This window comes from Pseudomonas sichuanensis, assembly GCF_024749065.1.
GTDB lineage: Bacteria > Pseudomonadota > Gammaproteobacteria > Pseudomonadales > Pseudomonadaceae > Aquipseudomonas > Aquipseudomonas sichuanensis.
The window spans coordinates 3,825,695-3,851,654 of the sequence record NZ_CP087185.1 but is presented as its reverse complement, the minus strand read 5'-3'; the positions used below and the strand labels follow the sequence as shown (position 1 = coordinate 3,851,654).

Annotated in this window: 25 protein-coding genes; 8 read left to right on the top strand and 17 right to left on the bottom strand. The window is 63.5% G+C overall.

Annotated features, from left to right (window positions below):
- Positions 1 to 172 precede the first annotated feature (172 nt).
- Positions 173 to 718: an RNA 2',3'-cyclic phosphodiesterase gene (gene thpR / locus LOY51_RS17455; protein WP_125464674.1), complete on the top strand. Its 546-nt coding sequence runs from the start codon at positions 173 to 175 to the stop codon at positions 716 to 718.
- Positions 719 to 724: 6 nt separating this feature from the next.
- Here the strand turns inward: thpR and LOY51_RS17450 are convergent, their stop codons facing one another.
- The 4 genes from LOY51_RS17450 to LOY51_RS17435 form a co-directional block, all read right to left on the bottom strand.
- On the bottom strand, positions 725 to 3,163 hold the full coding sequence (locus LOY51_RS17450) for a TonB-dependent siderophore receptor (RefSeq protein WP_258642322.1): 2,439 nt from the start codon (positions 3,161 to 3,163) through the stop codon (positions 725 to 727).
- A gap of 93 nt (positions 3,164 to 3,256) precedes the next feature.
- Positions 3,257 to 4,234, bottom strand: a complete 978-nt coding sequence (locus LOY51_RS17445; protein WP_125859286.1) for a FecR family protein — start codon at positions 4,232 to 4,234, stop codon at positions 3,257 to 3,259.
- On the bottom strand, positions 4,231 to 4,737 hold the full coding sequence (locus tag LOY51_RS17440; protein WP_110993183.1) for a sigma-70 family RNA polymerase sigma factor: 507 nt from the start codon (positions 4,735 to 4,737) through the stop codon (positions 4,231 to 4,233). The genes LOY51_RS17445 and LOY51_RS17440 overlap by 4 nt, the downstream gene beginning before the upstream one ends.
- A 102-nt stretch (positions 4,738 to 4,839) precedes the next feature.
- Positions 4,840 to 5,439 carry an NAD(P)H-dependent oxidoreductase gene (locus LOY51_RS17435; protein WP_258642318.1) on the bottom strand — a complete coding sequence of 200 codons (600 nt, stop codon included), beginning with the start codon at positions 5,437 to 5,439 and terminating at the stop codon, positions 4,840 to 4,842.
- A 92-nt stretch (positions 5,440 to 5,531) separates the two neighbouring features.
- Between LOY51_RS17435 and LOY51_RS17430 the strand changes: the two genes are divergently transcribed.
- From LOY51_RS17430 to LOY51_RS17420, 3 genes are all read left to right on the top strand, one after another.
- On the top strand, positions 5,532 to 6,128 hold the full coding sequence (locus LOY51_RS17430; protein WP_258642316.1) for a TetR/AcrR family transcriptional regulator: 597 nt from the start codon (positions 5,532 to 5,534) through the stop codon (positions 6,126 to 6,128).
- Positions 6,129 to 6,207: 79 nt separating this feature from the next.
- Positions 6,208 to 6,777 carry an SPOR domain-containing protein gene (locus LOY51_RS17425; protein WP_125464669.1) on the top strand — a complete coding sequence of 190 codons (570 nt, stop codon included), beginning with the start codon at positions 6,208 to 6,210 and terminating at the stop codon, positions 6,775 to 6,777.
- Between the two features lie 115 nt (positions 6,778 to 6,892).
- The gene (locus LOY51_RS17420; RefSeq protein WP_125464668.1) at positions 6,893 to 7,318 is read left to right on the top strand and encodes a GTP pyrophosphokinase; all 426 of its coding nucleotides are present in this window, start codon (positions 6,893 to 6,895) and stop codon (positions 7,316 to 7,318) included.
- Between the two features lie 6 nt (positions 7,319 to 7,324).
- On the opposite strand, the gene LOY51_RS17415 is transcribed toward LOY51_RS17420, so the two are convergent.
- From LOY51_RS17415 to LOY51_RS17375, 9 genes are all read right to left on the bottom strand, one after another.
- Positions 7,325 to 8,017, bottom strand: a complete 693-nt coding sequence (locus tag LOY51_RS17415; RefSeq protein ID WP_125859282.1) for an endonuclease — start codon at positions 8,015 to 8,017, stop codon at positions 7,325 to 7,327.
- 6 nt (positions 8,018 to 8,023) lie between these two features.
- Positions 8,024 to 8,296, bottom strand: coding sequence for a DUF1654 domain-containing protein (locus LOY51_RS17410; RefSeq protein WP_374046857.1), 273 nt, complete (start codon positions 8,294 to 8,296; stop codon positions 8,024 to 8,026).
- A gap of 101 nt (positions 8,297 to 8,397) precedes the next feature.
- Positions 8,398 to 8,823: a GNAT family N-acetyltransferase gene (locus LOY51_RS17405; protein WP_125464665.1), complete on the bottom strand. Its 426-nt coding sequence runs from the start codon at positions 8,821 to 8,823 to the stop codon at positions 8,398 to 8,400.
- A complete protein-coding gene (locus LOY51_RS17400; RefSeq protein WP_258642311.1) occupies positions 8,816 to 9,982 on the bottom strand; it encodes a ribosomal protein uL16 3-hydroxylase in 1,167 nt (388 codons plus the stop codon). The genes LOY51_RS17405 and LOY51_RS17400 overlap by 8 nt, the downstream gene beginning before the upstream one ends.
- 81 nt (positions 9,983 to 10,063) lie before the next feature.
- A complete protein-coding gene (gene purB / locus LOY51_RS17395) occupies positions 10,064 to 11,434 on the bottom strand; it encodes an adenylosuccinate lyase (protein WP_125859280.1) in 1,371 nt (456 codons plus the stop codon).
- 142 nt (positions 11,435 to 11,576) lie between these two features.
- A complete protein-coding gene (gene hflD, locus LOY51_RS17390) occupies positions 11,577 to 12,197 on the bottom strand; it encodes a high frequency lysogenization protein HflD (RefSeq protein ID WP_125859279.1) in 621 nt (206 codons plus the stop codon).
- Entirely contained in the window at positions 12,194 to 13,318 is a 1,125-nt protein-coding gene (gene mnmA, locus LOY51_RS17385; RefSeq protein ID WP_125859278.1) for a tRNA 2-thiouridine(34) synthase MnmA, read from the bottom strand. The genes hflD and mnmA overlap by 4 nt, the downstream gene beginning before the upstream one ends.
- 58 nt (positions 13,319 to 13,376) lie before the next feature.
- The gene (locus tag LOY51_RS17380; RefSeq protein ID WP_125464661.1) at positions 13,377 to 13,817 is read right to left on the bottom strand and encodes an NUDIX hydrolase; all 441 of its coding nucleotides are present in this window, start codon (positions 13,815 to 13,817) and stop codon (positions 13,377 to 13,379) included.
- Positions 13,818 to 13,977: 160 nt separating this feature from the next.
- Positions 13,978 to 16,203, bottom strand: a complete 2,226-nt coding sequence (locus LOY51_RS17375; RefSeq protein WP_258642310.1) for an NADP-dependent isocitrate dehydrogenase — start codon at positions 16,201 to 16,203, stop codon at positions 13,978 to 13,980.
- Positions 16,204 to 16,685: 482 nt separating this feature from the next.
- Between LOY51_RS17375 and icd the strand changes: the two genes are divergently transcribed.
- Positions 16,686 to 17,942, top strand: a complete 1,257-nt coding sequence (gene icd, locus LOY51_RS17370) for an NADP-dependent isocitrate dehydrogenase (protein ID WP_125859276.1) — start codon at positions 16,686 to 16,688, stop codon at positions 17,940 to 17,942.
- A 73-nt stretch (positions 17,943 to 18,015) separates the two neighbouring features.
- Here icd and cspD read toward each other — a convergent pair whose 3' ends face one another.
- Positions 18,016 to 18,279: a cold shock domain-containing protein CspD gene (cspD, locus tag LOY51_RS17365; RefSeq protein ID WP_309475580.1), complete on the bottom strand. Its 264-nt coding sequence runs from the start codon at positions 18,277 to 18,279 to the stop codon at positions 18,016 to 18,018.
- 230 nt (positions 18,280 to 18,509) lie between these two features.
- Between cspD and clpS the strand changes: the two genes are divergently transcribed.
- Positions 18,510 to 18,884: an ATP-dependent Clp protease adapter ClpS gene (gene clpS, locus LOY51_RS17360; protein ID WP_028692390.1), complete on the top strand. Its 375-nt coding sequence runs from the start codon at positions 18,510 to 18,512 to the stop codon at positions 18,882 to 18,884.
- Between the two features lie 30 nt (positions 18,885 to 18,914).
- Positions 18,915 to 21,185, top strand: coding sequence for an ATP-dependent Clp protease ATP-binding subunit ClpA (clpA, locus tag LOY51_RS17355; protein WP_258642307.1), 2,271 nt, complete (start codon positions 18,915 to 18,917; stop codon positions 21,183 to 21,185).
- A gap of 130 nt (positions 21,186 to 21,315) precedes the next feature.
- Here clpA and infA read toward each other — a convergent pair whose 3' ends face one another.
- The 3 genes from infA to aat all read right to left on the bottom strand — a co-directional run bounded on the left by infA (position 21,316) and on the right by aat (position 23,083).
- Positions 21,316 to 21,534 carry a translation initiation factor IF-1 gene (gene infA / locus LOY51_RS17350; RefSeq protein ID WP_002553999.1) on the bottom strand — a complete coding sequence of 73 codons (219 nt, stop codon included), beginning with the start codon at positions 21,532 to 21,534 and terminating at the stop codon, positions 21,316 to 21,318.
- Positions 21,535 to 21,637: 103 nt separating this feature from the next.
- Positions 21,638 to 22,345, bottom strand: a complete 708-nt coding sequence (locus tag LOY51_RS17345) for an arginyltransferase (RefSeq protein WP_125464656.1) — start codon at positions 22,343 to 22,345, stop codon at positions 21,638 to 21,640.
- A 57-nt stretch (positions 22,346 to 22,402) separates the two neighbouring features.
- Positions 22,403 to 23,083, bottom strand: coding sequence for a leucyl/phenylalanyl-tRNA--protein transferase (aat, locus tag LOY51_RS17340; protein ID WP_125859274.1), 681 nt, complete (start codon positions 23,081 to 23,083; stop codon positions 22,403 to 22,405).
- 432 nt (positions 23,084 to 23,515) lie between these two features.
- Here aat and ftsK point away from each other — a divergent pair, with 432 nt between their 5' ends.
- Positions 23,516 to 25,936 carry a DNA translocase FtsK gene (gene ftsK / locus LOY51_RS17335; protein ID WP_125859273.1) on the top strand — a complete coding sequence of 807 codons (2,421 nt, stop codon included), beginning with the start codon at positions 23,516 to 23,518 and terminating at the stop codon, positions 25,934 to 25,936.
- Positions 25,937 to 25,960 lie beyond the last annotated feature (24 nt).

The window sequence follows — 25,960 nt, the reverse complement described above, 5'->3', positions numbered from 1 at the left end:
CATGGCATAAGCCCGCCAGCATAAACAAACATCGTCAGGGATTGTACTTATTGTTACGTAAATTCCGGGCGACTTAGGTGTAATGGCCTACAGCTTGCGCAAACGATTCAACTGGTTTTTTCCATGCACTTTGTGTTTTGGATTGCCCCAATCTTCTGACAAGGAACGCCCTATGGTCCAGGAATCCCGCCCCAGCGGCGCACCCTTCAAGCGCCTGTTCTTCGCCCTTTCGGTCAGTGATGGACAGCGCCGCGCCATCGCCCAGTGGCGCCGTGGCCTCAATCTGCGCAGCGGCAAGCCGGTGCCGGCGGACAACTTCCATGTGACCTTGTTGTTCCTGGGGGATGTGGATGCGGCCTTGGTGCCGGCGGTGTGCGCCGCCGTCGAGCCGTTGCAGCGCCCGGATGCGCCGCTGCGGGTGGTGCTTGACCGGTTGCAGGTGTGGCCGCGGGCGAGCGCCCTGGTGCTTGAGCCCGAGCAGGCGCCAGCGGCCCTGCGCCAGTTGGTCTATGCCCTGCAGCAGGCAGTGCTGCCGCTGGGTATCGAGGCGCAGGTGCGCGAGTACCGGCCGCACCTGACGCTGTCACGGGACTTTCGCGGGCCGCTGCCGGAGGCGGCGCAAGCGCCGGAGTTCTTCCTGGCGGCGCGCAGCTTCACCTTGTACGAGTCGCGCAAGGGCCAGTACTGGCCGCTGGCCGAGTGGCCCCTGGCGGATTGAGGCGGATCAGAACTGCGGCGTGTACTTGACCGTGAACATGAAGTTGCGTGGCTCACCGTAGTTGTTGCTGCCATTGAGCTGGTTGAAACCGGCCACCCAGTATTTCTTGTCGAACAGGTTGTTGGCATTGACCGCCAGGTTCACCTCGGGCGTCAGCTGGTAGGCCAGGCGTGCGCTCCAGACCGTGTAGCCTGCCACTTCATAGTTGCGCTCGTAGCCCAGGGTGTGGCTCTGGCTGGTGAAGCCCAGCCCGGTGCTCCAGCGCTGGCCGTCCAGCGGCAGGGTGTAGTCGGCCCAGGCGCGCAGCATGTGCTTGGGGGTCCACTGGCTGAACACACGGCCCTTGTTGTCCGGGTCTTCGAGGAACTTGGTGGTGTTGTAGGTATAGCCGGCGAACAGTTGCAGGCCGCTGAGCACTTCGCCGCTGACCTCGGCTTCGACGCCCTGGCTGCGCACCTTGCCTGCAGCGGTCGAGCAGTACCAGTCATCGCAGGCAAAACCCGAGGCGACGTCGGTGACGGCGCGGTTTTCCTGGTCATAGCGGAACACGGCCAGCGAGGCATTGACGCGGCCGTCGAGCAGTTCGCCTTTCAGGCCGGTCTCGTAGTTGCTGCCCACCACCGGCTTGAGCGGCGTGTTACCCACGGCGCGCTCGGTCTGCGGCACGAACACATCGGTGTAGCTGGCGTACCAGGCCCATTCACGGGTCAGGTCGTAAACGAAGCCGGCATAAGGCGTGACCTGCCCGGTCTCGGTCATGCGGCTGGTCGGGTGTTGGTTGCCGGGCTCGTTCGGGCCGTTGAAGTCGGTCGAATCCCAGCGATAGTCGAACCAGCTGACCCGCGCGCCGAGCACCAGGGTCAGGTCCTCCACTGGCTTGACGCGCCAGGCGCCATACAGGCCTTTCTGGCGGATGTCGTAGCTGGCGCGGTTGGCGCGGCCCATGTCGCCGGCGAGCAGGCTGTCGCGGCTAGGTTCCGGGCGGTTGTGATCGATGGCGAAGATGTTGTCGTCGGGATCATCGACGAAGTTGCGCCAATAGGCATCGTCGGACGTCAGCTTGGCGTAGTTTCCACCCAGGGTCACCTCGTGGGCCACGGAGCCGGTATCGAAATGCCCGACCACATTCATGTCCAGGCCGAGCTTGGTGTTGTGGAAGTCGGTGATCCAGTCGGCATAGCTGACGCCCGTGCCATCGGGGGCCAGGCCTTGGTCGATGGTCTGCACGCGCTGGTGGGTCGAGGTATTGGTTTCGTCCATGCGCACGGCGGCGGTCTTGAACGTCCAGTCGTCGTTGAAACGGTGCTCGAGGTCGAGGTAGTAGGTGGTGACGTCGGTCTCGGCGCGGCTCCAGCGCGCACCGGTGTAGGTGGAGCGGGGCAGGTCCACCGCCTTGCCGGTCGCATAGCGGGGGATGCCGCGCAGCATCGGGCGCGACTGCTGGCGGCTGTAGCTGATGCCGCCACCCACGGTAGTGGCGTCGTTCAGGTCGATGTCCAGGGCGCCGTACAGGGAGTGGTTCTTGCTCCACTGGTAATCGATGTAACTGTCGCTCTGGTCTTCGTCCAGCACCACGCGCCCACGTACCCGGCCATCACTGGTCAACGGGCCGCCGGCGTCCAGCTGCAGGCCGTAGTGATCCCAGGAGCCGGCCTTGCCGGTCAGGGCGACGGTCGGGGTGGCCTGGCCGCGCTTGCGCACCAGGTTGATCGCGCCACCTGGGCTGCCGGTACCTTGCAGCAGGCCGGAGGCGCCCCGCAGGATTTCCACGCGGTCGAAGAACACCAGGTCCTGGGTTGCCCAGTTGCCCAGCGAGTAGTTATTGCGCTGGATCGGCACCCCGTCGTACTGCCAGTCGTCGATCTGGAAGCCGCGCGAGGTGATGACCACGCCCGGGCCGATACCTTGGGCACCGACCAGGCCGGTGGTGTGGTTGACGGCGTCCTGCAGGTCGGTGATGCCCTGGTCGTCCAGCTGCTTGCGGGTGATGACGGTGACCGACTGCGGGATCTCCTTGAGCGTGTGCACGCCCTTGCCGAGGGTGACGGCGCGCGCTGCGTAGCTGCCGCTGCCTTCACTGGTGGCGTCCAGGTAGTTGTCGCTGATGCTGGTGCTGCCCAGTTCCAGCGCATTGCCCTCCAGGCTGGCCGGCGCCACGCTGAAGTGGCCGCTGGCGGTCACCCGCAGTTGCAGACCGCTACCGGCCAGGGCGGCCTGCATGGCTTGTTCGGCACTCATTTCACCGACCACGGCCGGGGCCTGCTTGCCGCGCACAAGGCCGGGTTCCAGGGCGATGATGTGCCCGCTCTGGCTGGCAATGCGGTTGAGCGTGGTGGCCAGGTCTGCCGCCGGCAGGTTGAACGACTGAGTCTGCGCCTGGGCAAAGCCGCTGAGGCTGCTCAGGGCGATGACGAGGGGCAGGGCGCGGGGCCATAGGTTGTGCACGGTGTTCTCCCGAATTTGAAGTTGGCTGTCAGGAGTTAGGTGCAACGAGAAATGAAAACCGGACACCTTTGCGAATGATTTTCAAAAATATTTTCAACCCGCAGCCGCCGGCCTGATCAGGGTCAGCCACGGGCCGTAGTGTTCGATGCGGATCGGCAGGGTTTCGCCCAGGGCCTGCAGGGCCTCCCGGGGCTGATCCAGCGGGAACACGCCTTGTACGCGCAGGCTGCGCACTTCGGGAGCCAGGCGGATGAAACCGGGCTGGTAGTCGCGCAGGGCATCGATCACCTGATGCAGCGGCTCGTCGAGCACCTCCAGGCGGCCTTCAAGCCAGGCTGCGCGCTGGCGTTGTTCCTGCGCGAGCAGTTCGATACCGCTGCTGCGCAGCAATGCGGCCTGGCCTTCCTGCAGGTCGAGCTGGCGGCCGTCGGCGAGGCTGGCGCGCACGCTGTGCTGCAGCACCACCACACGGGTCGAGCTTGCCTCCTGGCTGACCAGGAAGCGCGTGCCCAGGGCCTGCACCTGGCCTTGCGCGGTGCGTACCCGCAGCGGGCGTTGCGGGTCGGCCGCGACCTGGATCAATAGCTCGCCGCGGCGTAATACCACTAAGCGTTGGCCGGCATCGAACAGCACGTCGACCGCACTGTGGCTGTTGAGGCTCAGGCGGCTGCCATCGTCGAGGGTGAAGCTGCGGCGCTGGCCACTGACGGTATGCAGGTCGGCCCGCCAGCCCAGGGCCGCGTCACTGCGCCAGCCGGCCCATAGCCCACCGCCCAGCAGGCCGAGCCCGGCCATGGTGCGCAGCACGTCGCGGCGGCTGCGGGTGGGCTGCAGCAACAGGCGGCGGGTGGCTTCGATCTGGCCGGGGGCGCGTGCATCGAGGCCGCGCAGTACCGCGCAGGGGCGGCCAAGGCGCTGTTGCAGCAAGTCCCACGCTTGTTGGTGCCGAGGGTCCTGGCCCAGCCAGTGCTGCAGGCGCGCGGGCAGGCTGGCGTCATGGCCGCCAGCGTTGAGTTCCACCATCCAGTCGATGGCTTGTTCGCTGATGCTGTCGAGCACTTGGCGGCTCATGGCTGCAGCTCGCACAGGTAGCATTGGCGCAGCGCCTGCTTCATGTAGCGGCTGACGGTGCGCTCGGACAGGTTCAGCTTGGCGGCAATGTCGACGTAGCTCAGGCCATCGAGCTGGCTATAGAGGAAGGCCGCCTTGACGATATCCGGCAGGCCATCGAGCACCTGGTCAATGGTGACCAGCGCCTCGAGCAGCAGCAGTTGTTCCTCGGCCGAAGGGGCCACTGGCTCCGGCAACAGGGCCAGGCGGTCCAGGTAGGCCTGTTCGAGTTGGCGGCGACGGTGACGGTCGAAGATCAGCCGGCGGGCGATGGTCGACAGGTAGGCGCGGGGCTGCTGGATGCTGTCTGGGTCGACCCGCGCGCCGAGCATCTGGCAGAACGCTTCGGCGGCAGTGTCCTCGGCGTCGGCACGGTTGCGCAGGCGCTTGTTGATGTGTTGCAGCAGCCAGCGATGGTGGTCGCTGAAGAAGAAGCCCAGCTTGCGGGTTGAAGTGCTGTCCAACGACCGGTTTCCAGAGTGTTAGTGAAAATCGTTCTCAATAGTAGCCGGGTCGCTCGGGTTGCTGCAATGGGGCGGTGGGCTGCCGCCCCCAGGCAGTGCGGCTCAGGCGAGGGCGAAATGGCCTTCGAACAGCCGCTCGCCCAGTTGCCGTACGCGTTCGAGGTTGGCGCAGTTGTCCTGGCTTTCGCTGTCGGTGAGCAGCGTGGTGCTGAGCACCTCGGCGCCGCAGTAGTCGAAGATGCCGTGTTCGATCTGCGTTGCCATGGCCTGGTTGTAGCCGTGGCGCTCGAAGGTGCCAGCGTCGGCCCCGGCCACGCCGACCAGGTGCACGGTCAGGCCATCGAGCTTTTTGATCAGCTTGCCGTCGGCGTGGTAGTCGAATGCCCAGCCATTGCTGAACACCCGCTCCACCCAGCCCTTGAGCAAGGCTGGCAGCGACCACCAGTAGATGGGGTAGACCAGCACCAGGGTGTCGGCCCGTGCGATGCGCGCCTGCTCGGCCAGCACGTCTGACGGGGCCGCAGCCTGGTGCCGGTGCACGGCGTGGTCGGCAAAGCCGAAGCGCGGATCGAACTGCTCGGCCCCCAGGTCGGCGAACTCGCTGGTATGGCCGACGGCGTGCAAACCGGCAGCGATCTGCCCGGCGAGCGTGTGGGTGAGGGATGCTGGGTCGTGGTGACCAATGACGATCAGGGCATGCATGGCGAAGACTCCATCAAGGTGTGCAGGAAAACCGTGAGCGCTATATACTCGCGGTAAGTTACTTTTGGTAAGTTACTTTTGGTAGGTAAGCGATGTCAAGCGATGACAAGACCCCCTCGCGCAAGCGCCTTTCACGTGAGCAGCGCCGCCGTCAGTTGCTCGATGTGGCCTGGCAGCTGGTGCGCGAAGAGGGTACCGAAGGTTTGAGTCTGGGTCGGCTGGCCGAACAGGCCGGGGTCACCAAGCCTGTGGTGTATGACCACTTCGAGACCCGCACCGGGCTGCTGGTGGCTTTGTATCAGGAGTACGACGCCCGCCAGACCGCCATGCTCGACAGCGCCCTGGCCGGCGGCCCGGCCGACCTGGCAGGGCGGGCGCAGGTGATCGCCGACGCCTATGTCAATTGCGTGATGAGCCAGGGGCGGGAGATTCCCGGGGTCAGCGCGGCGCTGGCGGGCTCACCGGAAATGGAGGCCCTCAAACGCGTCTATGAGGGGCCGTTTCTCGACAAGTGCCGGCAGGCGCTGGCGCCGTTTGCCGCAAGTGGCGACATCGATACCGCTGGTTTGCGGGCCTTGGTCGGGGCTGCCGAGGCACTGTCGCAGGCCGCCGCCTGCGGGGAGCTTGCGCCTGAGACCGCCCGCCAGGAATTGCAGGCGACCATTGTCGCGATGGTCAGCCGGCGATGAGCCGGCGCTGGCGGGATAACCCCCGGACTCAAGCATTGGTCATGCTAGAATCCGCCCCTTCGAATCTGGAGGTACACGCGTGCGCAAACTGGCTGTGGTAATGGCGGTGTTGGCCCTGGCGGGCTGTAACAACGAGGTCGAAGGGGTACACAACCAGGTGGCTGAGCACCTGAAAAACCCCAAGACGGCCAAGTTCGCCAATGTGCGCTTCGACACCCAGGGCTCCATCTGCGGCCAAGTGCGTGGCAAGGACGATGCCGGGCAGTACGAGGCGTATCGCAGCTACGTGGCGATCAAGCGCGACGGCCAGTACCAGATCATCATCGATGAAACCGGCAACGACCTGCGCATCCGCGAAGTCTGCGGTGGCGCCGAGCTGCAGCGCCGCGCCGAGGCCCTGGCTGACCAGCCGGCGCCGGAAGGCTGGGATGTGGAAGTGATCCAAGGGCCGAACATGGGCGCCCTGACCGACATGACCGCGCGCCTGATCGAGAAGGGCATCCCGTCCTGGGTCGAATACCGCGAGGGCAAGCCGGTGGTGTTGATCGGGCCGTACCCGAGCAAGGCCGAGGCCGATGCGCGCAAGGCAGAGGTAATGGCCAAGCTTGGGACCGACTCGGTGGTCATCCAGCACGGTGTCGAGCGCTGACAGGAGCGTCAAGAAGCTGTCATGTTGCGAGTGGCTTACCCTTGGCAGGGCCTTGATGTCGAAGGACATTTTTACCGGCTATGCTGAGGGGGCGAACGCTGAGCAGGAGAGCCACATGGCAACGCTGGAACGTGCCATCGCGCTGGCCATAAAGGCCCATGAAGGGCAGTACGACAAGGGTGGGGCGGCCTATATCCTCCATCCGCTGCGGGTGATGGCGCGGGTGACCACGCCCGAGCAGCGGATCGTCGCGGTGCTGCACGATGTGCTGGAAGACACCCCGTTCACCCTCTCCGACCTTGCCCGCGAAGGCTTCCCGCTGAAGATACTCGCTGCGCTGCTGGCCCTGAGCCGGCGCGAAGGCGAAAGCTACGAAGCCTTCGTCATCCGTCTGGGCGTCGACCCGTTGGCCCGCGAAGTGAAGCTGGCCGACCTGGCCGACAACAGCGACCTGTCGCGCATCGCCTGCCCGGGCCCGGCGGACCTCGCCCGTCTGGTCCGCTACCAGCAGGCCAGCGCCTACCTGCAAACACTGGGCTGAGCGCCGTCAGCCACAGGCCTTGAGGTTGACCGGCCCGACGAATGCGTTGCCATGGCCCATCACGCACGCAACCCGCTGGTTGCGCTGCTGTTCCCACGCCTGCGGCGGGTAGGTCTTGTTCCACGCCTCGAACAGCTGGCGATCCTGTTTCGACAGGCGCAGGTCGTACTGCTGGCTCATGTAGAAGTAAGTGCGCGCGATCATCCCGCGGATCGACGGGCGCGGCATGACTTTTTTCGCCTTGAAGTCGACCTGGGTCAGGCAGCTGCCGTACTGGCCATGCTGCACTGGCAGCCAGCCGAAGCTGTAGTTGCTGCGGTCGCCGTTCACTTCACCAATGCTGGGTACCAGGTTGTGCAGGTCGGCTTCGGCGCGCTGGTAGGCCACATCATTGCGCGCGCAGTTCTTGCGCCCGCCGCTCTGCCAGCACTGGCGCTGGTGGCCGATCTGCCAGGCCGGAACGATATGCTCCCATTCGATGCGCGCGGCGCGTTGGGCGTTCTTGCGCGGCGCGTAGCCACAGGACGCCAGGTCGACCTTGTTGCCGTTGTATTTGCAGCCGCAGTAGAACTCGGTGGATTGCGGCGCATACAGGCGCCAGGCGACCTGTTTGGCTTCCTGGAAGGTGCGCGGGGCGTCGGCGTGGGCAAGCGGGGTGGTCAGTAGCAGGCAGGTGGCCGTGTAAAGCAGAACTCTCATGGGCGGTCAGTCTTCCTGCGGTACGGTCCAGAAGATCTGCACGCCGCCGTCATCGCGGTGGGCGAGGGTGACGTTGTCGTTCTCGGCGATTTCTGCGAGCAGGGTGTCCCAGTCTTCGGGCGTTTCCTGTTCGAGGCGGAAGATCAAGGCGGCGCGGCTGCGCTGGGCGATTGGGCTGTTGATGATCTTCTGGATGCGCTGACCCAGTTGTTCATAACTGCTTGGCGTTGCTGCGGAGTTGCTGGCCACGGGCTGTTCCTTGTTTTGCTGTATGTGCATACAGTATTTCACTGTAGGCCATTTCGCAATAACAGGCAGGAAGAAAGCCGTGATCGAGGGGGTTGGGGCCGCAAGGCGGCCCCAGGCGTTACTCAGGCGGTTCAGCGCGAATCACGCACCATGTCGACGTGCGGGATACCGGCCTCGAGGAACTCCTCGCTGACCACGCGGAATCCCAGGCGCTCGTAGAAGGGGGTGGCGTGCACCTGGGCGCTGAGCATCTGCTGCTTGAGGTCGCGGTTCTGCGCCTCGCTGATGACCGCATGCATCAGCGCATCGCCCACGTGCAGGCCGCGCCAGTCCTTGAGCACCGACACCCGGCCAATGGTGCCGTCGGGCAATAGGCGCGCGGTGCCGATCGGGTATTCGCCTTCCATGGCCAGGAAATGCACGGCCGTAGGGTCTTCGGCGTCGAACTCGAGCTCTGGCGGCACGTGCTGTTCAGCGATGAACACGGCGCTGCGGATGCGGTGGATGTCGGCGTTGTCTTTGTGCCAGTCGGCCAGGCGAACGCTGATCTTATTCATCGGCGAACCCCAGGCTGCCTTGCATGACCAGTTGCTGAATCAGCATCAGGCCGTCTTCGTCCTGCAGCCACTGGCCAAGGTTGTCGATGTGCAGGGCATCGGCGGCGCACACCAGCTTGAGCAGTTCGCGCAGTTTGGCCGGCAGTGGGCAACTACGGCCGCTGGCGAACAGCATCAGGTCGTCGTTGAGCTCGGACCAGGCCATGCGTGCGCTTGGGTTGCGGATCAGCACGGCGCCCTGTTCGAGGTAGTTGACCAGGTCCTGCTCGCTCAGTTCTTCACCGGCAACCTGCTCAGGGTAGCGCGGCTCGGTCATGAACTGGCCGAACCAGGTCAGCAGCAGGTCCTTGTCGGACATGTGCTTGTCGATCAGGGCCTTGAGGCGGTCGAGGGCGTCGTGCTGGATCTCGTGCGGGTCGCTGACCGGTTGGGCGTCGGCGTCGCTGTAGCGCTCTTCTTCGGGCAGGAACTGGCCGAGGAAGTCGGTGAAGTGGGTCAGCACTTCGGCGGCGCTCGGCGCGCGGAAGCCTACCGAGTAGGTCAGGCATTCGTCTTCGGCTACGCCGTAGTGGGCCAGGCGCGGTGGCAGGTAGAGCATGTCGCCTGGCTCCAGGGTCCACTCGTCGCTCTGTTCGAAGTCAGCGAGGATGCGCAGGTCGGCGTGGTCGATCAGCGGGCTGTCGCTGTTGCACATCTGGCCGACTTTCCAGTTGCGCTTGCCGTCGCCTTGCAGCAGGAACACGTCGTAGTTGTCGAAGTGCGGGCCGACGCTGCCACCGGGGGCGGCGTAGCTGATCATCACGTCATCGATACGCCAGCTGGGCAGGAAGCGGAAGTTTTCCAGCAGCTCGGCCACTTCCGGCACGAACTGGTCCACGGCCTGGACCAGCAGGGTCCAGTCGCGCTCGGGCAGGTCGCTGAAGGCGTCTTCGGCGAACGGGCCGCGGCGCAGCTCCCACGGGCGCTCGCCGTGCTCGAGCACCAGGCGCGACTCGACTTCTTCTTCCAGGGCCAGGCCGGCCAGTTCGTCGGCGTCGATCGGGCTGATGAAGTCTGGGAAGGCCTGACGCACCAGCAGGGGCTTCTTCTGCCAGTAGTCGCGCAGGAATTCACGGGCCGTAAGGCCGCCCAGCAGTTGCAGTGGAGTATCAGAATTCATGTTCAACCTATTGATAAAACGTAATTTTTGTACGGGAATAAAAACGCCCGGCCAGGCCGGGCGTTGAACGCGACGGTCAGCTTAGACGCGTTTGGCCTGGGCCACGGCGTTACCGATGTAGGTCGCAGGCGTGAGCAGCTTGAGCTCGGCCTTGGCGTCGGCCGGCATGTCCAGGCCGTCGATGAAGGTCAGCAGCGCTTCAGGAGTGATGCCCTTGCCACGGGTCAGCTCTTTGAGCTTCTCGTAGGGGTTCTCGATGTTGAAGCGGCGCATCACGGTCTGGATCGGCTCGGCGAGGACTTCCCAGCAGGCGTCCAGGTCGGCGGCGATGCGGGCTTCGTTGACTTCCAGCTTGCCGATGCCCTTGAGGCTGGCTTCGTAGGCGATGACGCTGTGGGCGAAGCCCACGCCCAGGTTGCGCAGCACGGTGGAGTCGGTCAGGTCACGCTGCCAGCGCGAGATCGGCAGCTTGCTGGCCAGGTGCTGGAACAGTGCGTTGGCGATACCCAGGTTGCCTTCGGAGTTTTCGAAGTCGATCGGGTTGACCTTGTGCGGCATGGTCGAGGAGCCGATTTCGCCGGCGACGGTCTTCTGCTTGAAGTAGCCCAGCGAGATGTAGCCCCAGACGTCGCGGTCGAAGTCGATGAGGATGGTGTTGAAGCGGGCGATGGCGTCGAACAGCTCGGCGATGTAGTCGTGCGGTTCGATCTGGGTGGTGTAGGGGTTGAACACCAGGCCCAGCTCGTCTTCGATGAAGGCGCGGGCGTTCTGCTCCCAGTCGATCTGCGAGTAGGCCGACAGGTGGGCGTTGTAGTTGCCCACGGCGCCGTTGATCTTGCCCAGCAGCGGCACGGCGGCTACCTGGGCGATCTGGCGCTCCAGGCGGTAGACGACGTTGGCCAGCTCTTTGCCCAGGGTGGTCGGCGAAGCCGGCTGGCCGTGGGTGCGCGACAGCATCGGCACGGCAGCGTGGGTGTGGGCCAGGGTGCGGATCGCTTCGGCGATCTGACGCATCAGTGGCAGCAGCACTTCATCACGGCCAGCGCGCAGCATCAGGGCGTGGGACAGGTTGTTGATGTCCTCGCTGGTGCAGGCGAAGTGGATGAACTCGCTGACCTTGGCCAGCTCAGGCAGTTGAGCGGCCTGCTCCTTGAGCAGGTACTCGATGGCCTTGACGTCGTGGTTGGTGGTGCGCTCGATTTCCTTGACGCGTTCGGCGTGCTCGAGTTTGAAATCAGTGGCCAGGCTGTCCAGCACGGCGTTGGCTTCGGCGGAGAACGCCGGCACTTCGCCGATTTGCGGATGGGCGGCCAGGCGCTGGAGCCAGCGCACTTCGACCAGGGCGCGGAAACGGATCAGGCCGAATTCGCTGAAGATGGGGCGCAAGGCCTGGGTTTTGCCGGCGTAACGGCCGTCTACAGGGGAAACCGCAGTGAGCGAAGAGAGCTGCATGGGGTGTTCTCGGACAGTCAGGCTTTTGGGGGGCGCATATCATACATGAAAAAAGCAGTGGCGAGTTGCAAGCTACAAGCGGCAAGTAGAAGCAGTACGCTGTATCGCCTTTACTTGCCGCTTGAAGCTTAGAGCTTGCAGCTTATCCCTGCATCATGCCGTACAGCTCGTTGAGCAATTTGCGTCGGCTGAACACCAACTGCCAGCGGTGCCCGCCCAGCTGGCGCCACAGGCGCGCGGCGCGGATGCCGGCCAGCAGCAGGGCGCGAATCTTCGAGGCGTTGTTGGCTTGCTGCAGGAAGCGCATGTCGCCGTGCACCTGGATGCGCTGGCGCAGGGTGCTCAGGGTGTCCTGGTACAAGGCGCCGCTGGAAGCGATGACGTTATCGTGAACCAGGCCGAAATGCTCGGCCTGGGACTGGATCTGCGGCAGGCGGTTGCCGATGGTGTCGAGCAGGTCGCCACGCTTGGCCAGTTGGCGTTCCAGGCCGAGCATCGACAGCGCATAGCGCAGCGGTTCGCGCTGCAGGCTGCTGGGGTCGCGCTCCAGGGCGCCGACCAGCGCGCGGTAGCCGTCGCGCAGGTTGAGGTCGTCGCCGCCGAACACTTCCAGGGTGTCCTTGGGGTCGCGCACCAGCAGGCTGCCGAGCATGCAGCCCAGCGTGGCTTCGCTGGCCTGGCCGGTGCGGGCGATGCGGTCCACCAGCACGGCGGCCTGGAACACGCCGCCCAGGGCGATCAATTGCTCCTGCAGGTTGCTCATGCGCGCGGGCTCCACGGCTCGGCGATTTCGATCACGCCGCCGCCCAGGCACACTTCACCGTCGTAGAACACCACCGACTGGCCGGGGGTGACGGCGCGTTGCGGCTCGTCGAACACGGCGCGGTAGCCGTTTTCGCTCTGCTCGAGGGTGCAGTGCTGGTCACCCTGGCGGTAGCGCACCTTGGCGGTGAGGCGGCGCGGGCTGCTCAGGTCGATGGGGTTGACCCAGAAGATTTCCGAGGCCAGCAGGGCACGGGAGAACAGCCACGGGTGCTCGTTACCCTGGCCGACCACCAGTACGTTGCGGGTCAGGTCCTTGTGCAGCACGTACCATGGCTCGTCGCCGGCATCCTTGAGGCCGCCGATGCCCAGGCCCTGGCGCTGGCCGATGGTGTGGTACATCAGGCCGTGATGGCGGCCGATCACTTCACCGTCGGTGGTCTGGATTTCGCCGGGCTGGGCCGGCAGGTACTGCTTGAGGAAGTCGCTGAAGCGGCGCTCGCCGATAAAGCAGATGCCGGTGGAGTCCTTCTTCTTGGCCGTGGCCAGGCCGTGTTTCTCGGCAATGGCGCGCACTTCGGGTTTTTCCAGTTCGCCGACCGGGAACAGCGTGCGGGCGATTTCCTTGCCGCCGACGGCGTGCAGGAAGTAGCTCTGGTCCTTGTTCGGGTCCAGGCCCTTGAGCAGTTCGGTGATCGTGCCGGTGTCGCGGCGGCGCACGTAGTGGCCGGTGGCGATCAGGTCGGCGCCCAGCGACAGGGCGTAGTCGAGGAACGCCTTGAACTTGATTTCGCGGTTGCAGAGGATGTCCGGGTTGGGCGTGCGGCCGGCCTTGTATTCTTCGAGGAAGTGCTCGAACACGTGGTCCCAGTACTCGGCGGCGAAGTTGGCGGTGTGCAGCTTGATGCCGATGCGGTCGCACACGGCCTGGGCGTCGGCCAGGTCTTCGCGGGCGGTGCAGTATTCGGTGCCGTCGTCCTCTTCCCAGTTCTTCATGAACAGACCTTCCACCTGGTAGCCCTGCTCGATGAGCAGGAGGGCGGAAACGGAAGAGTCCACGCCGCCGGACATGCCGACGATGACGCGGGTCTTGGCGGGGTCTTTGAGTGCTGGGCTGGTCATGGCTACCGGTGTGTATCAGGGGGAAAAGCGCGGATTCTATCAAACCCGCGGCGTGGCGTCAGTCGCGGAGCAGTTCGAGACTGTGCAGCGGGCCTGCGAGGTAGTCGTCGAGGCAGCGCGGCACCAGCTCGCTGCGCCAGCGGGCGGGGTCGGCCAGCAACTCGTCGCGGGTCAGCCACACGGCGCGGACGATGTCAGTGTCCAGGGCGAGGTCTTCGTGGTGGCGCACAGGCCGGGCGGCGAAGCAGATGCGCTGGTAGGTGACGCCATTGCTCGGTGCGGTATAGAGGTAGATGCCGACCACGCCGGTGAGCTCGACTTCCCAGGCGGTTTCTTCCAGGGTTTCGCGCAGGGCAGCCTGGGGCAGGGTCTCGTTGGCTTCGAGATGGCCGGCGGGTTGGTTGAAGACGTGCTGGCCGGCCTTGAACTCCTCGACGAAGAGGAACTTGCCGTCGTGCTCGACGATGGTGGCGACGGTGATGTGGGGTTGCCAGGACACGGTCGATTCTCTCCCTAAGTGACAAGTTTCAAGCTGCAAGCCACCAGTCGAAGCGGTACGCGGACTGCTTTGACTGGTGGCTTGCAGCTTGAAACTTGTGGCTGAAAAAGCACAAACCCCGGTGCGTGGCCGGGGTTTGTGCTGTTACGTCAAGCGAACCTTACAGGGCGGCAATGGCGCTGTTCAGGGTCTGGCTTGGGCGCATCACCTTGGCGGTCAGCTCGGCATCCGGGGCGTAGTAGCCACCGATGTCGGCCGGCTTGCCCTGAACGGCGTTGAGCTCGGCGACGATGGTCGCTTCGTTCTCGGCCAGGGTTTTTGCCAGCGGGGCGAAGCGCGCCTGCAGGGCAGCGTCGTCGCTCTGGGCGGCCAGGGCTTGCGCCCAGTACAGGGTCAGGTAGAAGTGGCTGCCACGGTTGTCGATACCGCCGACCTTGCGCGAAGGCGACTTGTTGGTGTCGAGGAACTTGCCGGTGGCCTGGTCCAGGGTGTTGGCCAGGACCTTGGCGCGCGGGTTGGCGTAGGTGTCGCCCAGGTGCTCGAGCGAGGCGGCCAGGGCCAGGAATTCACCCAGCGAGTCCCAACGCAGGAAGTTCTCTTCGACCAGCTGCTGCACGTGCTTCGGTGCCGAACCGCCGGCGCCGGTTTCGAACAGGCCACCGCCGTTCATCAGCGGGACGATCGACAGCATCTTGGCGCTGGTGCCCAGCTCCATGATCGGGAACAGGTCGGTCAGGTAGTCGCGCAGCACGTTGCCGGTCACCGAGATGGTGTCCTTGCCTTCGCGGATGCGGGCCAGGGAGAACTTGATGGCGTCGACCGGGGCCAGGACGCGGATGTCCAGGCCAGTGGTGTCGTGATCCTTCAGGTACTTCTGCACCTTCTCGATCATCACGCCGTCGTGGGCACGGGCCGGGTCCAGCCAGAACACTGCCGGGGTGTTGCTCAGGCGGGCGCGGTTGACGGCCAGCTTGACCCAGTCCTGGATCGGCGCGTCTTTGGTCTGGCACATGCGGAAGATGTCACCGGCTTCGACGTCCTGCTGCAGAACGACCTGGCCCTTGCCATCGACCACGCGCACGACGCCGTCGGCCTTGATCTGGAAGGTCTTGTCGTGGGAGCCGTATTCTTCGGCTTTCTGCGCCATCAGGCCAACGTTCGGTACGCTGCCCATGGTGGTCGGATCGAAGGCGCCGTTGACCTTGCAGTCTTCAATGGTGGCCTGGTAGATGCCGGCGTAGCAGCGGTCCGGGATCACGGCCTTGGCGTCTTGCAGCTCGCCGGCGGTGTTCCACATCTTGCCCGAGTCGCGGATCATTGCTGGCATCGAGGCGTCGACGATGACGTCGCTTGGTACGTGCAGGTTGGTGATGCCTTTGTCCGAGTTGACCATGGCCAGGGCCGGGCGAACGGCGTACAGGGCCTGGATGTCGGCTTCGATCTCGGCCTGCTTGTCAGCTGGCAGGTCCTTGATGCGGGCGTACAGGTCGCCGATACCGTTGTTGGCGTTGAAGCCCACTTCGGCCAGGGCTGCGGCGTGCTTGTTGAGCACGTCGCCGTAGAACTCTTCGACGATCACGCCGAACATGATCGGGTCGGAGACCTTCATCATGGTGGCTTTCAGGTGCACCGACAGCAGCACGCCGGAGGCTTTGGCATCGGCGATCTGCTCGGCGATGAAGGCCTTGAGCGCTTTGCGGCTCATGGTGGCGCAGTCGATGACTTCGGCGGCCTTGACCGCGGTCTTTTCTTTCAGGACGGTGGTGCTGCCGTCTTTGCCGACCAGCTCGATGCGCAGGCTGTCGTCAGCTTCGATCAGTGCGGCTTTCTCGCTGCCGTAGAAGTCGCCCTGGGTCATGTGGGCAACGTGCGACTTGGAGTCGGCGGCCCAGGCGCCCATCTTGTGTGGGTGCTTGCGGGCGTAGTTCTTGACCGACAGCGGCGCGCGGCGGTCGGAGTTGCCTTCGCGCAGTACCGGGTTCACAGCCGAACCTTTGATGCGGTCGTAGCGGGCGCGGGATTCTTTCTCTTCGGCGCTGGCCGGTTCGTCGGCGTAGTCAGGAATGTTGAAGCCCTTGGCTTGCAGTTCCTTGATGGCGGCCTTGAGCTGCGGAACCGAAGCGGAGATGTTCGGCAGCTTGATGATGTTGGCTTCAGGGGTGGTGGCCAGCTGGCCCAGTTCCGCCAGGTGATCGGCTACCTGCTTCTGGGCGCCCAGTTGCTCCGGGAATGCCGCGAGGATGCGGCCGGCCAGGGAGATGTCGCGGGTTTCGACGGCGATGTCGGCGCAAGCGGTGAACGCTTCGACGATCGGCAGCAGCGAATAGGTGGCGAGGGCGGGGGCTTCGTCGGTGAAGGTGTAGATGATCTTGGAACGGGTGGGCATGCGGGTTAACTCTCTATGTGCTGAGCGTACTCGAGTCTCGAGGTGCGCAGGGTAGGCGCTTCGCCCTGGCATCGCCATGAGCGGAAAGTCGAGAGGCTGCGAGCGGTGATGGTGGATGCATCAGTCGAGCGTCAAGTGCTGGGGTGCGGTAACAGCCCAGGCTTCGTGGCCATTCATGGCCAAGGGCGGTCCGCATTTTCCTGGGATTCGCCCCGATGACCCTGCGGTCGCGGCGCAGTATATCAAACCCTTTGGTCGATTCAGCAAGGTCAAGTGCGATCGCGCCATTTATAAGACCAAAGACGTAGGGGCAATGTGGCGCAATGCCGCAGGGCGGCAGCTTCGAGCTGTCAGCTGCAAGCTGCAAGAACAGCTCGTCTCTTGCCGCTTGAAACTTGCAGCTTGCAGCTCGGCAATCCTGGTTTAGGCTCAGTGCATCGCGCGTTTTTCAATCACACCAGCGAAAAGCGGAGTAGTGCAGCATGGGATACCAGAAAATCAAGGTTCCGACTGACGGCAGCAAGATCACCGTCAATGCAGACCATTCGCTCAATGTTCCCGACAACCCCATCATCCCCTACATCGAAGGCGACGGTATCGGCGTGGACGTTTCGCCGGTGATGATCAAGGTGGTGGACGCAGCCGTGCACAAGGCCTACGGCGGCAAGCGCAAGATCGCCTGGATGGAGGTGTATGCCGGCGAGAAGGCCACGCAAGTGTATGACCAGGACACCTGGCTGCCCCAGGAAACCCTGGATGCCGTGAAAGACTATGTAGTGTCGATCAAGGGGCCGCTGACCACGCCGGTCGGTGGTGGTATTCGCTCGCTCAACGTGGCGTTGCGTCAGCAGCTCGACCTTTACGTGTGCCTGCGGCCTGTCGTGTGGTTCCAGGGTGTGCCCAGCCCTGTGAAGAAGCCGGGTGATGTCGACATGGTGATCTTCCGCGAGAACTCCGAGGACATCTACGCCGGCATCGAGTGGAAGGCCGGCTCGCCCGAGGCGAACAAGGTGATCAAGTTCCTCAAGGAGGAAATGGGCGTTACCAAGATTCGTTTCGACCAGGACTGCGGTATCGGCGTCAAGCCGGTTTCCAGGGAGGGCACCAAGCGCCTGGTGCGCAAGGCCCTGCAGTATGTGGTGGACAACGATCGCAAGTCGCTGACCCTGGTGCACAAGGGCAACATCATGAAGTTCACCGAAGGTGCGTTCAAGGATTGGGGTTATGAAGTGGCCCGTGACGAGTTCGGCGCCGAACTGCTGGACGGCGGCCCGTGGATGAAGTTCAAGAACCCCAAGACCGGTCGTGAAGTGATCGTCAAGGACGCCATCGCCGATGCCATGCTCCAGCAGATCCTGCTGCGCCCGGCCGAATACGACGTGATCGCCACGCTCAACCTCAATGGTGACTACCTGTCTGACGCGCTGGCGGCGGAGGTGGGCGGCATCGGCATTGCGCCGGGGGCCAACCTGTCGGATACCGTGGCCATGTTCGAGGCTACCCATGGCACCGCGCCCAAGTACGCAGGCAAGGACCAGGTCAATCCGGGATCGGTGATCCTGTCTGCCGAAATGATGCTGCGGCACATGGGCTGGACCGAGGCCGCCGACCTGATCATCAAGGGCACTAACGGGGCGATTGCGGCTAAGACGGTGACCTATGACTTCGAGCGCCTGATGGACGGTGCGACGCTGGTCGGCAGCTCCGGTTTTGGCGAGGCAATGATCAAGCACATGTAAGGCGGGCAAAAAAATCGGCCGCCTCGTTATAAAGAAGCGGCCGGTTTTTTCGTATACCGGCAGTAAGCAGGGGTCAGGCTTGGAGCGGGACGGCCGGGGCAGCATTGCCTGTGCTGGTGCCTGCACTGCTGGCGGTGGCGTTGGCTATGTTCACCGCATGCAGGCCCTTGGGGCCCTGGATGATGTCGAAGGATACGGTTTGCCCGGCCTTGAGTGTCTTGTACCCATCCATCTGAATGGCGGAGTAATGGGCGAACAGATCATCGGCCTTGCCGTCCTCATTGATGAATCCGTAGCCCTTGGCATTGTTGAACCACTTGACTTTACCGCTTGCCATCCCTATGTCCCTCTGCAAAGGACTCCATCACTGGAGTATCATCCACGTCATCCGCATACGAACCTTGCGAAAAATCTGGTTGACTGCGCGGATCTTTATCGATCACGGTGGGTTCTTATTGGTTGTAACACCGTTTTGCCGATAGTCAAGGTCAGCCGGCGCCCGCGCCGACAGGGGCCTGTGCGGTCAACTCACAACCTTAACCTGTCGATCATGATGAAATTCTTTCCATGCATGTACCCAGTGAGATTCGACTAACATTCAATCAGGACCGCCCGCAGTCCCATGAGGACGGGCATGAGGATGACGGTGCCGGCCTTGCGGTGCAGGAGGCCAAACCTATCCTGCAGGCGCCACCGATGTACAAGGTGGTTTTGTTCAATGATGACTACACACCGATGGATTTCGTCGTCGAAGTGCTCGAGACGTTCTTCAATCTGAACCGCGAGCTGGCGACCAAGATCATGCTGACCGTCCATACCGAAGGGCGGGCAGTGTGCGGATTGTTTACCCGGGACATCGCCGAAACAAAGGCCATGCAGGTCAACCAATACGCCAGGGAAAGCCAGCATCCGCTACTCTGTGAAATCGAGAAGGACGGTTAATCGCCGACCACTTGGGTATGAGGTGAAGCTATGTTAAACCGCGAGCTCGAAGTCACCCTCAATCTGGCCTTCAAGGAGGCTCGTTCGAAGCGTCATGAGTTCATGACCGTCGAACATCTGCTGCTGGCACTCCTTGACAATGAGGCTGCCGCGACCGTTCTGCGCGCCTGTGGCGCCAATCTCGACAAGCTCAAGCATGACCTGCAGGAGTTCATCGATTCGACCACGCCGCTGATCCCCGTGCATGACGAGGACCGTGAAACGCAACCGACGCTGGGCTTCCAGCGGGTGCTGCAGCGCGCCGTGTTCCATGTGCAAAGTTCCGGTAAACGCGAAGTGACCGGCGCCAACGTGCTGGTGGCGATCTTCAGCGAACAGGAAAGCCAGGCGGTGTTCCTGCTCAAGCAACAGAGCGTGGCGCGCATCGATGTGGTCAACTACATCGCCCATGGCATCAGCAAGGTGCCGGGCCATGGCTCGCACAACGACAACGACCAGGACATGCAGGACGAGGAGGGTGGCGAAACCTCGTCGTCCAGTAATCCGCTGGACGCCTATGCCAGCAACCTGAACGAACTGGCCCGTGCCGGGCGTATCGATCCGCTGGTGGGGCGCGAGCAGGAGGTCGAGCGCGTTGCGCAGATCCTCGCCCGTCGGCGCAAGAACAACCCGCTGCTGGTCGGCGAGGCCGGGGTGGGCAAGACCGCCATCGCCGAAGGCCTGGCCAAGCGCATCGTCGATGGCCAGGTGCCCGACCTGCTGGCCCAGAGCGTGGTCTATTCGCTCGACCTGGGTGCGCTGCTGGCCGGTACCAAGTACCGCGGCGACTTCGAAAAGCGCTTCAAGGCGCTGCTCGGCGAGCTGAAAAAACGTCCGCAGGCCATTCTGTTCATTGACGAGATCCACACCATCATCGGTGCCGGTGCAGCTTCCGGCGGGGTGATGGATGCCTCCAACCTGCTCAAGCCATTGCTGTCGTCGGGAGATATCCGCTGCATCGGCTCGACCACCTTCCAGGAGTTTCGTGGCATCTTCGAGAAGGACCGCGCCCTGGCGCGGCGTTTCCAGAAGGTCGATGTCACCGAGCCTTCGGTGGAAGACACGGTTGGCATCCTGCGCGGCTTGAAGGGGCGTTTCGAGAGCCATCACAACATCGAGTACAGTGATGAGGCACTGCGTGCAGCTGCAGAGCTGGCTTCGCGCTACATCAATGACCGGCACATGCCGGACAAGGCCATCGACGTGATCGACGAGGCGGGTGCCTACCAGCGCCTGCAGCCGGAAGCCAGCCGGGTCAAGCGTATCGAGGTGCCGCAGGTCGAGGACATCGTTGCCAAGATCGCGCGGATTCCGCCGAAGCACGTCACCAGTTCCGACAAAGAGCTGCTGCGCAATCTGGAGCGCGACCTGAAGCTGACCGTATTTGGTCAGGATCCGGCCATTGATTCGCTGGCCACCGCGATCAAGCTGTCGCGAGCGGGCCTGAAAGCACCGGACAAGCCAGTCGGCTCGTTCCTGTTTGCCGGCCCCACTGGCGTGGGCAAGACCGAAGCCGCCCGCCAGCTGGCCAAGGCGCTGGGTGTAGAGCTGGTGCGCTTCGACATGTCCGAGTATATGGAGCGGCATACCGTGTCGCGCCTGATCGGTGCGCCGCCCGGCTACGTCGGTTTCGACCAGGGTGGCCTGCTGACCGAGGCGATCACCAAGCAACCGCACTGTGTGCTGCTGCTCGACGAAATCGAGAAGGCTCACCCGGAAGTCTTCAACCTGCTACTGCAGGTGATGGACCACGGCACCCTGACCGACAACAACGGGCGCAAGGCCGACTTCCGCAACGTGATCCTGATCATGACCACCAACGCTGGCGCCGAAACCGCCGCGCGGGCCTCGATCGGCTTCACCCACCAGGATCACTCGTCCGACGCGATGGAGGTCATCCGCAAGAGCTTCACGCCGGAGTTCCGCAACCGCCTGGACACCATCATCCAGTTTGGTCGTCTCTCCCACGAGACCATCAAGAGCATCGTCGACAAGTTCCTCATCGAGTTGCAGGCGCAGCTCGAGGACAAGCGCGTGCTGCTGGAAGTCACCGATGCCGCGCGCGGTTGGCTGGCGGCCTCGGGCTACGACGTGCAGATGGGTGCACGGCCTATGGCGCGGCTGATCCAGGACAAGATCAAGCGGCCGCTGGCCGAAGAGATCCTGTTTGGCGAGCTGGCCGAGCATGGCGGTGTGGTGCACATCGATCTGCGCGACGGTGAGTTGGTGTTCGATTACGAGACCACGGCAGAGGTGGCGTAAACGTCATCGCGGGGCAAGCCCGCTCCCACACTTGGTTCAATACCGAGCGTGGGAGTGGGCTTGCCCCGCGATGCTTTTCACGGCCCATAAAAAAGCCCGGCACATGGCCGGGCTTTTTTATGGCTGGAGCTTAGCGCGCACGGTAGGTGATGCGGCCCTTGCTCAGGTCGTACGGCGTCAGTTCGACGCGGACCTTGTCGCCAGTGAGAATACGGATGTAGTTCTTGCGCATCTTGCCAGAGATATGCGCGGTAACGACGTGCCCGTTTTCCAACTCCACGCGGAACATGGTGTTGGGCAGGGTGTCGACGACAGTGCCTTCCATTTCGAAGCTGTCTTCTTTCGACATGCAGTAAAGCCCTCGGTGTCCAGAGTTGGCCCGACGCGTAACTGCACCGGGCAAAAAAAGTGGCGTGGATTATGCCCGAAAATTGTGTTTCAAGCCAATGCTTTCAGTTGAGGCTGACCCAGCGCTGGTTGATCAGCAGTTCGATGGGGCGGTACTGGGTCTTGTAGTTCATTTTCTTGCAGTTCTTGATCCAGTAGCCAAGGTAGACGGCATCGAGGTTTTGCCGCAGGGCTTCGCCGATCTGCCAGAGAATGGCATAGCGGCCTAGGCTGCGACGTTCTTCCTCGGGCTCGTAGAAGGTGTACACCGCCGACAGGCCGTTGGGCAGCAGGTCGCAGACCGCGATGGCCAGCAGGCGGCCATCGAGGCGGAACTCGTAAAACCAGCAGAACGGCAGGTCGCGCACCAGGAAGGTGGCGAACTGGTCGCGGCTTGGCGGGTACATGTCGCCATCGGCGTGGCGCTGCTCGATGTAGCGCCGGTAGAGGTCGAAATACTCTTCCTTGAACGCCGGGCGTGCGGCCGTGACGGTCAGGTCGGCGTTGCGTTTGAGGATGCGCCGTTGCTGGCGATTGGGGATGAAGCGCGCAGCGGGAATGCGCGCCGGTACGCAGGCATTGCAGTGTTGGCAATGCGGGCGATAGAGATGGTCGCCGCTGCGCCGAAAGCCCATTTCCGACAAGTCGGCGTACACGTGCACGTCCATCGGCTGGCTCGGGTCGAGAAACAGCGTGGTGGCCTGTTCGTCCGGCAGGTAGCTGCAGGAGTGGGGTTGAGTGGCATAGAACTTCAACCGCGCCAGCTCTGTCATGATCAACCCCTTCGGTGAGACGTTGTTTCTAAGTGTAAGCCAGCTCCGGGAACTCGCCTAGCGAACCCAGGTGGCATGATTGGGGGCATCGAGGTGCCTGGCCAGATGTTCGGCGAAGTTCGCCCGGCTGATGGCGCGGGCGCCCAGGCTATGCAGGTGGTTGGTCGGCATCTGGCAGTCGATCAGGACGAAACCGGCCTCGCGCAAGTGCTCGACCAGGGCCACAAAGCCCACTTTCGACGCGTTGTCGGCACGGCTGAACATCGATTCACCAAAGAACAGCCGGCCCATGGCCAGCCCGTAGAGGCCGCCCACCAGCTCGCCGTCCTGGCGTACCTCCACCGAGTGGGCGATGCCGCGTCGGTGCAGTTCGCAGTAGGCGGCTCGCATGTTGTCGGTGATCCAGGTGCCGTCTGCGTAATCGCGTGGCGCGGCGCAGGCGGCAATTACGGCAGCAAAGTCGGTGTCAAAGCTGACCTGGTAGCGGCCTTGGCGGATCAGCTTGGCCAGCGAGCGCGAAACGTGCAGTTCGTCAGGGAACAGCACGGTGCGTGGATCGGGCGCCCACCAGAGGATTGGCTGGCCATCCTGGTACCAGGGGAAGCAGCCGTGGCGATAGGCTGCGACCAAACGCTCTGGGGTGAGGTCGCCGCCAGCGGCCAGCAGGCCGTTGGGGTCGTGCAAGGCTTTTTCCAGGGGCGGGAAGGTCAGCGAGTCGCGGGTCAGCCAGGTGAGCATCGTCGTCCTGAACGGCGGGAGAGGGGAGGGTGACAAGCATGGCGTGTGAGCTTGGCAGGGTCAATTGGCGGGGGCTGCTTCGCGGGTAAACCCGCTCCCACAGGCTATGAGTCGTCTGTGGGGGCAACTGTCTTCTTGCAGGAGCGCAATACATGTGGGAGCGGGTTCACCCGCGAATGCGTCTGGTCAGATGGCCTATATTTCGGTTGCTTGGCACCATCCGGCGTCTTTGTTGTCACACCTGTGCAAAAACACAGCATAAGCCTTTGTCACAAAAGAAAATGCATGCTCAAATTGCAAGCAAATGAAAGTAGCCCCCGTTCACGCCCGAAACGGCGTGCCGCCATGGCGGCTGGCGGGCAGTAATGTTAAAAGTAGTGATTTGTTGGCCAGTCACCGGCCAATCACTATTCGCGCAGGAATAGACGCGTTTTGAAGAAATCCACCGCAACTCCAGCCCCCTTGCCTGTGCCCCTGTGGCGGCAACAGCTGCATTACCGCCTCAAGGAAGGTGCGTTGATCGCCGTCGGTGCCCTGTGCCTGTACCTGTGGATGGCGCTGCTCACCTACGACACCTCCGACCCTGGCTTCAGCCACACCAGCAACGCCGACCAGGTGGTGAACGCCGCTGGCCGTGCCGGTGCCTACTTCGCCGACATCCTGTTCATGGTGCTCGGCTACTTCGCCTACATTTTCCCGCTGCTGCTGGCGATCAAAACCTGGCAGATCTTCCGCGAGCGTCACCAGCCCTGGCAGTGGAGTGGCTGGCTGTTTTCCTGGCGGTTGATCGGCCTGGTGTTCCTGGTGCTGTCGGGCGCGGCGCTGGCGCATATCCACTTCCACCCTTCGGAGAGCCTGCCGTTCTCCGCCGGCGGAGCCTTGGGCGAAAGCCTTGGGGATCTGGCGCGCAACCTGCTCAACGTGCAGGGCAGCACGCTGATGTTCATCGCACTGTTCCTGTTCGGCCTGACCGTGTTCACCGACCTGTCGTGGTTCAAGGTGATGGACGTCACCGGCAAGATCACCCTCGACCTGTTCGAGCTGGTGCAAGGTGCCGCCAACCGCTGGTGGGAGGCGCGCAACGAGCGCAAGCGCCTGGTGGCGCAGTTGCGTGAAGTGGACGAGCAGGTCGATGAAGTGGTTGCCCCGGTGGTGCCGGACAAGCGCGAGCAGATCAAGGCCCGTGAGCGCATCATCGAGCGCGACGACGCCCTGACCAAGCATGTGGCCCAGCGCGAACAGCAGCCGGCCCCGGTGATCAACATGCCGCCACCACAGGTCAAAGCGCCCGAGCCGAGCAAGCGGGTGATGAAGGAGAAGCAGGCGCCGCTGTTCGTCGACAGCGCCGTGGAAGGCACGCTGCCTTCGATTTCCATCCTCGACCCGGCCGAGCAGAAGAAGATCGAGTACTCGCCGGAGTCCCTGGCTGGTGTCGGCCACTTGCTGGAAATCAAACTGAAAGAGTTCGGCGTCGAAGTCTCTGTCGATTCGATCCACCCGGGCCCGGTGATTACCCGTTACGAAATCCAGCCCGCCGCGGGCGTGAAAGTCAGCCGCATCGCCAACCTGGCCAAGGACCTGGCGCGTTCGCTGGCCGTGACCAGCGTGCGGGTGGTCGAAGTGATCCCCGGCAAGACCACCGTGGGTATCGAGATCCCCAACGAGAACCGCCAGATGGTGCGTTTCTCCGAAGTGCTGTCGTCGCCGCAGTTCGACGAGAACAAGTCGCCGGTCACCCTGGCCCTGGGCCACGATATTGGCGGCAAGCCGGTGATCACCGACCTGGCGAAGATGCCCCACCTGCTGGTGGCCGGTACCACCGGCTCCGGTAAGTCGGTGGGTGTGAACGCCATGATCCTGTCGATCCTGTTCAAGTCGGGCCCGGAAGACGCGCGCTTGATCATGATCGACCCGAAAATGCTCGAACTGTCGATCTACGAAGGCATCCCGCATCTGCTGTGCCCGGTGGTCACCGACATGAAGGACGCCGCCAACGCCCTGCGCTGGAGCGTTGCCGAGATGGAGCGGCGCTACAAGCTGATGGCGGCCATGGGTGTGCGTAACCTGGCCGGCTTCAACCGCAAGATCAAGGACGCGCAAGAGGCCGGCGAGGTCATCCACGACCCGCTGTACCGTCGCGAGAGCATGGATGACGAACCGCCGACGCTGAAGACCCTGCCGACCATCGTGGTGGTGGTCGACGAATTCGCCGACATGATGATGATCGTCGGCAAGAAGGTTGAAGAACTGATCGCCCGTATCGCCCAGAAGGCCCGTGCCGCCGGTATCCACCTGATCCTGGCCACCCAGCGCCCCTCGGTGGACGTGATCACCGGCCTGATCAAGGCCAACATCCCGACCCGCATGGCGTTCCAGGTGTCGAGCAAGATCGACTCGCGGACCATCATCGACCAGGGTGGCGCCGAGCAGCTGCTGGGCCACGGTGACATGCTGTACATGCCGCCGGGCACCAGCCTGCCGATCCGTGTGCATGGCGCGTTCGTTTCCGACGACGAGGTGCATCGCACGGTCGAGGCGTGGAAACTGCGCGGTGCGCCGGACTACAACGACGACATCCTCAATGGCGTCGAGGAGGCCGGCAGCGGCTTCGACGGCGGTGGCGGCGGCGGTGGCGACGGTGACGACCCGGAAGCCGACGCCCTCTACGACGAAGCCGTACAGTTCGTGCTGGAAAGCCGCCGGGCATCGATTTCCGCGGTTCAGCGCAAGCTGAAGATCGGTTACAACCGCGCCGCGCGAATGATCGAGTCGATGGAGATGGCCGGTGTGGTCACCCCCATGAACAGCAACGGCTCGCGGGAAGTGATTGCCCCGGGCGGCCCACGCGATTGAAGATCACCCTGCCGGGCACACGAA

Excerpts from the sequence above, each read along its gene's own strand:
- LOY51_RS17415 (WP_125859282.1), bottom strand. The coding sequence starts at position 8,017 with ATGAGAGTTCTGCTTTACACGGCCACCTGCCTGCTACTGACCACCCCG.
- icd (WP_125859276.1), top strand. The coding sequence starts at position 16,686 with ATGGGATACCAGAAAATCAAGGTTCCGACTGACGGCAGCAAGATCACC.
- LOY51_RS17375 (WP_258642310.1), bottom strand. The coding sequence starts at position 16,203 with ATGCCCACCCGTTCCAAGATCATCTACACCTTCACCGACGAAGCCCCC.
- LOY51_RS17420 (WP_125464668.1), top strand. The coding sequence starts at position 6,893 with ATGGCAACGCTGGAACGTGCCATCGCGCTGGCCATAAAGGCCCATGAA.
- LOY51_RS17410 (WP_374046857.1), bottom strand. The coding sequence starts at position 8,296 with ATGCACATACAGCAAAACAAGGAACAGCCCGTGGCCAGCAACTCCGCA.
- thpR (WP_125464674.1), top strand. The coding sequence starts at position 173 with ATGGTCCAGGAATCCCGCCCCAGCGGCGCACCCTTCAAGCGCCTGTTC.
- purB (WP_125859280.1), bottom strand. The coding sequence starts at position 11,434 with ATGCAGCTCTCTTCGCTCACTGCGGTTTCCCCTGTAGACGGCCGTTAC.
- clpA (WP_258642307.1), top strand. The coding sequence starts at position 18,915 with ATGTTAAACCGCGAGCTCGAAGTCACCCTCAATCTGGCCTTCAAGGAG.
- hflD (WP_125859279.1), bottom strand. The coding sequence starts at position 12,197 with ATGAGCAACCTGCAGGAGCAATTGATCGCCCTGGGCGGCGTGTTCCAG.
- LOY51_RS17445 (WP_125859286.1), bottom strand. The coding sequence starts at position 4,234 with ATGAGCCGCCAAGTGCTCGACAGCATCAGCGAACAAGCCATCGACTGG.
- aat (WP_125859274.1), bottom strand. The coding sequence starts at position 23,083 with ATGCTCACCTGGCTGACCCGCGACTCGCTGACCTTCCCGCCCCTGGAA.
- clpS (WP_028692390.1), top strand. The coding sequence starts at position 18,510 with ATGCATGTACCCAGTGAGATTCGACTAACATTCAATCAGGACCGCCCG.
- LOY51_RS17430 (WP_258642316.1), top strand. The coding sequence starts at position 5,532 with ATGTCAAGCGATGACAAGACCCCCTCGCGCAAGCGCCTTTCACGTGAG.
- LOY51_RS17435 (WP_258642318.1), bottom strand. The coding sequence starts at position 5,439 with ATGCATGCCCTGATCGTCATTGGTCACCACGACCCAGCATCCCTCACC.
- LOY51_RS17345 (WP_125464656.1), bottom strand. The coding sequence starts at position 22,345 with ATGACAGAGCTGGCGCGGTTGAAGTTCTATGCCACTCAACCCCACTCC.
- cspD (WP_309475580.1), bottom strand. The coding sequence starts at position 18,279 with ATGGCAAGCGGTAAAGTCAAGTGGTTCAACAATGCCAAGGGCTACGGA.
- mnmA (WP_125859278.1), bottom strand. The coding sequence starts at position 13,318 with ATGACCAGCCCAGCACTCAAAGACCCCGCCAAGACCCGCGTCATCGTC.
- LOY51_RS17400 (WP_258642311.1), bottom strand. The coding sequence starts at position 9,982 with ATGAATTCTGATACTCCACTGCAACTGCTGGGCGGCCTTACGGCCCGT.
- infA (WP_002553999.1), bottom strand. The coding sequence starts at position 21,534 with ATGTCGAAAGAAGACAGCTTCGAAATGGAAGGCACTGTCGTCGACACC.
- LOY51_RS17405 (WP_125464665.1), bottom strand. The coding sequence starts at position 8,823 with ATGAATAAGATCAGCGTTCGCCTGGCCGACTGGCACAAAGACAACGCC.